The organism is Armatimonas sp., from assembly GCF_031410135.1.
Lineage (GTDB): Bacteria > Armatimonadota > Armatimonadia > Armatimonadales > Armatimonadaceae > Armatimonas.
Genome location: NZ_JANNYP010000395.1, coordinates 1 through 6,654, shown reverse-complemented (window position 1 = coordinate 6,654; position 6,654 = coordinate 1). Strand labels below are relative to the sequence as shown.

Sequence of the window (6,654 nt, the reverse complement as noted above, 5' to 3'; positions counted from 1 at the left end):
CGCCGAAAAGGAAGGATACTTTGGTACTTCGTTCAAGTGCTCAGTGCAAAAAGAGAAGACGCAGACCGAAACACCTGCCACAAACCCTCATGGTCTCTGTTGCCCGTGCCACAGTCGTAATCTAATCTGCACAGAGTTTGCATAGACTTGCACAGAGTTTGCACAAAGTAGCTCGATACACTCTAAACGATATGAAAAACATAATTCTTATCCTACTCGTGACGAGCTTTCTCTTAGCTACGACACCTGCTTTTGCCCAAACTCCCGCTCCCTCAATGGCTCTTCGAGCCGCCGAGGCGTTCAATAACCTCTCGGCTGGCCTTGCCTATAATGAGAAAGTCTTTGCCGAGGGCAGGCCGGGTTTCCGTCTTGCTCTCGATACCTCGGCGACTCCCTTGACCGGGATAGTACTTGCGCCGTAGCAAAAGTTCACCTTATGATCCCACTCATCCCTGCTTTTATCTGCTCCGCCGCCCAACCCGCCGAGGGAACTCTCTCGGAGGTGCTGGGGCGGCTCTACTGGAATGTCGCCGCCCGTGGCCCTCTTCTGATCGTTGCTCCCGAGTGCCAGACGCCGCCGCTAAAGCCCGACTCCCTGCCCCCGGATCTCTTTGGCTTCACCCAGGGCGATCTGGGGGAGGAGGAGGAAGAAGAGAGCGCGCCGACGCCCACCCACACCCCGCTTCCCCCGCTACCGCCGGGGCCACTCAACCCGGCGCTGATCTTGCCGCGCTACGGCCTGCGCCTTGTTCGCCTGACGGGGCTGACAGTGGTGGAGCATGAGCGCATGATGGTCTCCAATGTCGCGTCCTTCACCAAGACGCAGCAGGAGGGCTTTGCCTCGCCACATAACACGCTTCTGGTTCTTCTGGCAAGCCTTACCGATAACCAATGGCGCGCACTGGGGAGCGCACAGGGGCTGGGAGAAAACCAGCTCACCGACGCCGCGCAGAAGAAGCTCTTCAAGCTCCTGCTCCCCCCGACCCTCACCCTCCGCTTTGACAGTGAGCCGGGTCTCCCTCCCACGAACGGTGAAGACAGCCCTCTGCGCCTGCCGCCTGCCGCACTTGCCAACCCTCGCCTCAGGCTCACCCGCTCACTCTCACTGACCGCTTTTCCTCAAGGAAGCCCCAATGAGTCCTTTCCGCTGAGCGATCAAGCCGAGCCCAAGAGAGCAAAGCCCGAGTGGGAGCGAAACGCGCTTCTTTCCTCGGAGAAGTATGTCCCCGATGAAATGTTCTCCAGTACAGCCGTTGCCCCTTCACGTCCGCGTCCCACGCAGCTCGACCCCGCCAGCCCACTGCTCGATGCCCCGATCTCACTAGAGGGTGCCCAGACCGTGGGGCAGCTCGTGACGCGTCTTGCCCGTGCCACGCGTCTGAGTCTTCTGTGCGATGCACGCATTGCCAAGCGGAGTGTCGTGGTGCGCGGCAGAGGGCCGGTTCGGGCAGGGACAGTTCTTGCGGCGCTCTGCCGGGGCGTGCAGGGGGCCGTCCGCAAGCTCGACAGCACCTACTTGCTCACCCAGCAGCTCACCACGGGGCGAGAGCTACAGGAGGCCGAGCAGCTCGCCCTACAGAGCCAGGACAAGCTCCTTGATGAGCTCCTACAGAACGAAAGCGCGGCGGCACTCTGGGCACGCCGCGAGCTGATTGCGTCGCGAGCAACAGACAAAGTGAGCCGTGACCGACAGAGCCCGCTCCCCGAGGCACTCTGGGCGCTGGGTAGCAAGTTTGTCCCCCCGCTTACGGGAGACTTCGAGACCCGCCCCGATCCGGCGAGCCTCGCTCTCAGCGGCCAGCCAGCTTTTCTGCGAGAGCAGGCGCAGAAAAGCTATCAGGAGCGCCTGACAGCAGCACGCGAGGCGGGGGAGCCCCTTCCCAAAGCGCCCGATCGCCTGAGTGCGGAGACCATGCTTCAGCTCTCGGTCCACTTTCCTGCCCTAGGAGCGCACAGCGAGCTGGTCGAGTTTCGGCAGAACCTCCTGCATCCCGACACCCCCTTTCCGGAGCCGCCCGCCCCGGCGAGCTGGGCCTCTCTGGCAACACGCGCCTGGTTCGTCCCACTGCCTGCCACCCCAGACGAGCGGGAGACGCTTCTGAGCCTCGCCAAGCGCTGCGGGGTCTCCGAGCTACGGGTGAGCCTCCCGCCAGGTGAGGAGCCCGAAAAGCTCTTTACCGCACTCGCCGCACAGGCCAAGCTCAGTGGCGTTAAGGTGCTGGCGACGCTCTGCCCCTTTGAGGCGCTGACCCCGGCGACAAAGCGTGATGTGGATGTGCTGGGCCGAACCGCGAGTGCCTGGAGTGCCGCTCCGGTGGGCAAGCTGGCACGCACGAGCTTTCGCGACTTTGGCGAGCCCGAGAGCCTCGACCTTAAAGCCTTTATCGCCTGGTGCCAGCGGCTCAGCGCCCTCCCCGGCGTGAGCGGCTTTACCCTCACGGAGCTGGCTCCTCCTGGCTATACCGAGAGTCTGGGAAGCTGGGAAGGGGGCGGCCAGTGGCGTGAGCGTCTGGCGTTCTTGCAGAAAGAGAGCCTTGATGCGGCAGATTTCATCAGCAGCCAAGACTCTCCGACAGCGGAGCAGGAAACTCGCTGGCTACAGCGCAAGATCGCCCGGCGGGATGCCTTTCTGACGCGCCTCAACGACGCACTCAAAGCAGCGAACCTGCTCCGGGGGCTCTCGGCGCAGAGCCTTTGGGGCTGGGAGCGCTGGCGACCGGGGATGATCCGAGAAGCAGAGAGCTCCGAGGGAGAGAGCACAGTCACGGCGGAGGCTCGCCCGGCGCTCCTCAATCTTCCCCTCGAAGAAACTCCCTGGCGCTTAGGCGACGACTCCCCTCGGGTGTTTTTAGACGAGACAGGGCAGCTTCGGCTCTGGCTGAACGAGAGCTTCGAGCGGCTCCGCAAGCAACAGCTCTATGAGGGGATCGTCTTAGACATCAGTAAGTTCCCCCTCGGCGAAGGGTTGAAGCTTTTGGAGAGTGCCTTTCTGAATGGAGCAAAAAAGTAGCTACACCCGTGGGGCGGGCCGCCTGAGGTAGTGGTACATCGTGTGATCCTCCACGAACCCAAAACCCAGGCGGGCGTAGAGCCGCTGCGCGGGGTTCTGGGGCTCGACAAAAAGCCCGACGCCGAGGCCCTGGGACGCGGCCTGGGCGAGCACTTGCTGGATCAGGGCAGTGCCCAGGCCCTTCCCACGGTGCTCGGGCAGGAGCGTGATCTCCATGAGCCCTAGCTCGTCGGGCCGTACATCCACATAGATCCTGCCGATGGGCTCACCGTGGAGCTCGACAATATCGTAGGTAGCATGGGGCCAGGTCTGGTGGTAGTAGGTGTGCTGGGACTGGAACTGCTGGCGAAGAAACACACTTTTTTCCAGCTCGCTCCAAGGCACCACTGCCATTTCGTCGGCGCGGGTGCTGGCGTAGAGCTGGTAGAGAAGCTCACGATCCGAGTCGGTGGCCGGACGGCGGGTGAGGCCGTCCGGCAGAGAAGCCGCAGAAGCAGGAAGGCTCATGCGGCGGCAACAGTGATCCGAAGCTCGGAGCCGTCGTGTTTCAGCACGTGCGTCCCTAGAGCTGCCCCTGGCTCCAGAGTCAGCTCCTGAGCCTTGCTTCCCTCCACACTCAGGCGCAGGCCCTGGGTGCTCAGCGGCATAGTGAAGGAGATGGAGGAGGCATCGCGATCCCAGGCATAGAACGGGGTACTGCTGCCATCGGGGAGGGCAAAGTGGGCCACCACGCGCCGAAACGCGTCTCCCTCACCGGAGATCGTCACCGTGGTGGAGCCCAAGTAGCGGCTCGGGGCGGCTTTTGCGGGAGCCCCGATCATTGCGACAAGCAGCGTGAGGCCCGTGCTCGCCAGAAATGTGCGCCGAGGAACGGGCAGTGGGTTCGTAGATAGATTCATGGTTACTTTCTCTTAGGCAGGTGATGGGTAAATTCCCTCAGTGGCAATGATGTAGTGTATAGCCAGGAAGGGCATTCGGTTTTCATGTGGCAAGCTAAACCCTGCCGGTGACAGTGCATTCGGGTTGACCACAGCGTTACGAATCCCTGGAGCGTAAATTCTGTAGAGGTTGCCAAGGGTTTTGTTGATACGGAGCTGTGCCGGGACACTCCTGCTAATCTCTTTGGAAGTCCCAGTCGCCTTGGTGGTGAAGAGAGTGCCGCCGTGGTTGTGACTCGGCATCGTCTCGACGGTAAGAGCGACCGTCTCAGCGCCTGCTGTCTCACCCCGCTTGTACGAAGTTCGCCCCGCTACGGATTCGGAGCTCGCATGGACGGGAACGCGGCCACGCAGATCGGGGAGCTTGAAGGTGGTTTTACCATCGCCCCCATAGTTCGTGCTCAGGAGCGAGTAGAGAGCGGTACTCTGGGAGATAAGCAAAGCCTGGCCATTGCAGTGGGCCCAGTTTTTGGGAGCGTAGTTAAAGCCGAACATTTTTATTTCGCCGAGAAAAGGGTCTGCCATTAAAGTTCCTTTGTGTTAGTTAAAGATGGCTTCGTAGGTGAAGCCGTCCTCGTTGCCCGCAATGGGGACGAGGAAGATGTCGAGAGGCTCCAGCTCGGGGTGGGCTAGGGTATAGATCCCCTGCGGTAGGAGCGGCGCAGGGCCGGTAAACGTAAGACGGAAGGGCTGACGCGCCTCAGGAACATGGGGCTTCTGGCGCAGCGGGCTGGCCTCCGTCAGGGTCAATGTCACCGTCTCCGTGACAAGCTCTGTCCCCACAAAAGGGGCAAAGCTCTCCGCCGTGACAGTTCGTAAGTCGAGTGCGGCACTCATGTGCAGTATCGCCTAAGAGAAGCCGTTGTTGCGGCGCGTAAGAATTTTATCTTTTCCATGCTCTTTCCTTTCATAACATAGCACATAGCTCTGTGCAAACTCAAGAAATTAAGAACAAGCCTTTTGCAGAAATCATTTGGGTGTCTGAACTGTTTCGATTCGTGAAAAAGGCTCTTTGGTCATTCTTTTTTTACTCTAGGTTTGTTTCTTTACGGATTCAGTGCCCCGAGGACGCATAAGGATGGTTGTGCTCCCGCGTTAGTGGCCTGCCCCGCAGCCACGGTCACGGGGCCGTTACTCCCTGCACCTACCAGCACCTGTCCGGGTTTTCCAGCAGTAAACGAGGCGCGGGGAGCGAGCGCCTGGCCATAGAAGCTCATGGTGTTCAGCGGGACGTTTCCCGTTTTTTGTGCAGTGAGAGCCTTGGGCAGCTCCGCGCTGAGGTTTTTCAGAGCAGCAATTAGAGGAACATTAGCACCAGCGGGCTTTCGCAGGATCAGGGCAGCGATAACAACAAAACAGGGCTTCTTGCTCTTGTTGGTAATCGTCATGGTAAACGTGTCGCCCTTTTCCTCCGTATTGCCCCCCATTCCTGACGCATAGATTTTATCTTTTGCATTGATCGTCAATTCAGCAGTTCCTCCACCCGACTTCGACTTGTCAGCCTGCGCCATCGGGACACCGTTATTGGTGCTGTAGTAGAGAAATAGCCCTTTGTCGGTGAGTACCTTGCGCGTCACCACCAGTTTTTGACCGGGGCCAAGAAGCGCCCCCTGCACAGGCAGGGGAGCATCATCGAGCACAAACTTCACGCCAGGCATCCCTTCGGTAAAGACTTTCTCATTGTAAGCAAGACCAAGCGAGAGGTTGAGAAACGCTTCACGCACGAGCGGCGCGATGGTGGCGGGGGGCGTTTGAAATATTTTCATGTATATGTCTCCTTTCCTGGGAGATTACGAGGCACTTCCCGTCGATTCTTTAATTATGTCATCACAAAACAATGTCGTAAAAGACTCTAATTTCTTATCAAAAGTGGCAAAATATTTTGTCCTAGCAGCAGCCAGTAAAGGTTTTTGACCGGGTGTCATCAGAGGCGCAACATCGGCAAAAATGTTCGTCATCGTGGTACGAAACAGCGTGCTAACGTCTTTTTTGTAGGGAAGTATAACGGGTGGAAGCATCTCACCCATTGATTTTTTTACCAGCGCTTCGATTTTAGCGTCTTGCTGATCTGCTGGTAGTTTCTTAATCGCTTGCAATTCGGTATCATTTTTTTTGAGGATTTTTGCAGTTAAGCCCTCCACATCTTTTTCGATACGCTTCCCTATCTTTTCCATGCCAGCTTCGATCTCCCCACCACGCTTCGCCATGATTGCCGCTAACGATTTTTGTTGCTTGGCGGTAAGCTTCACAGATTTAATAGAGGGTTCGGGATCAAGCGCATCCGAAGCTCTGTCCAGGGGTGAGTCCTTCGTCTCTTGCACAGTGGAGGCTACCCGTGCATAGGCAGTCTGTACGTTTCTGCCTGTTGAAAGGCAGGTAATGCCCAGAGTCAGCAACATGTAACATGTCATTCGAGTTCTTTTGTTCATAACGATTTCCTAATTTCTTTTTTTTTTCTTAAAGCTTCTTCACGACGAGCGTGAACTTGCCTTTTCCGAGACTGAAGTCACTATTCTTGCCGCCCGTGTCGCCGCCTTTGAGGCGAACGGTGATCATGCAGACGCCGGACTTGGGGACTTCGGTCTCCACGCCCACGGGGCCTCCATCACTGCTCTTGTCGGGGAAGTCAATCATCACGACGGGCGAGAAGTCCGATTTGTCCACCTTGAGTTCGAGTTTTTGCCCTTTGTCCGCTTTAAGTGAGTA

9 protein-coding genes are annotated in these 6,654 nt (G+C 58.2%); 2 read left to right on the top strand and 7 right to left on the bottom strand.

Annotated elements, in window-relative coordinates; translation table 11 throughout:
- Positions 1 to 191 precede the first annotated feature (191 nt).
- Positions 192 to 422, top strand: coding sequence for a hypothetical protein (locus RMO15_RS14320; RefSeq protein ID WP_309713916.1), 231 nt, complete (start codon positions 192 to 194; stop codon positions 420 to 422).
- Positions 423 to 436: 14 nt separating this feature from the next.
- Positions 437 to 3,010: a hypothetical protein gene (locus RMO15_RS14315; protein ID WP_309713914.1), complete on the top strand. Its 2,574-nt coding sequence runs from the start codon at positions 437 to 439 to the stop codon at positions 3,008 to 3,010.
- On the opposite strand, the gene RMO15_RS14310 is transcribed toward RMO15_RS14315, so the two are convergent.
- The 7 genes from RMO15_RS14310 to RMO15_RS14280 all read right to left on the bottom strand — a co-directional run.
- Positions 3,011 to 3,517, bottom strand: a complete 507-nt coding sequence (locus RMO15_RS14310) for a GNAT family N-acetyltransferase (RefSeq protein ID WP_309713911.1) — start codon at positions 3,515 to 3,517, stop codon at positions 3,011 to 3,013. It lies immediately after the preceding gene.
- The gene (locus tag RMO15_RS14305) at positions 3,514 to 3,909 is read right to left on the bottom strand and encodes a hypothetical protein (protein WP_309713908.1); all 396 of its coding nucleotides are present in this window, start codon (positions 3,907 to 3,909) and stop codon (positions 3,514 to 3,516) included. The genes RMO15_RS14310 and RMO15_RS14305 overlap by 4 nt, the downstream gene beginning before the upstream one ends.
- 12 nt (positions 3,910 to 3,921) lie before the next feature.
- On the bottom strand, positions 3,922 to 4,473 hold the full coding sequence (locus RMO15_RS14300; protein ID WP_309713905.1) for a tail fiber protein: 552 nt from the start codon (positions 4,471 to 4,473) through the stop codon (positions 3,922 to 3,924).
- 15 nt (positions 4,474 to 4,488) lie between these two features.
- Positions 4,489 to 4,785 carry a hypothetical protein gene (locus tag RMO15_RS14295; protein ID WP_309713902.1) on the bottom strand — a complete coding sequence of 99 codons (297 nt, stop codon included), beginning with the start codon at positions 4,783 to 4,785 and terminating at the stop codon, positions 4,489 to 4,491.
- A 209-nt stretch (positions 4,786 to 4,994) separates the two neighbouring features.
- Positions 4,995 to 5,714, bottom strand: coding sequence for a hypothetical protein (locus RMO15_RS14290; protein WP_309713898.1), 720 nt, complete (start codon positions 5,712 to 5,714; stop codon positions 4,995 to 4,997).
- 24 nt (positions 5,715 to 5,738) lie between these two features.
- Positions 5,739 to 6,269, bottom strand: coding sequence for a hypothetical protein (locus RMO15_RS14285; protein WP_309713895.1), 531 nt, complete (start codon positions 6,267 to 6,269; stop codon positions 5,739 to 5,741).
- A 136-nt stretch (positions 6,270 to 6,405) separates the two neighbouring features.
- A partial coding sequence (locus RMO15_RS14280) for a hypothetical protein (protein ID WP_309713893.1) occupies positions 6,406 to 6,654 on the bottom strand: 249 nt, incomplete at its 5' end.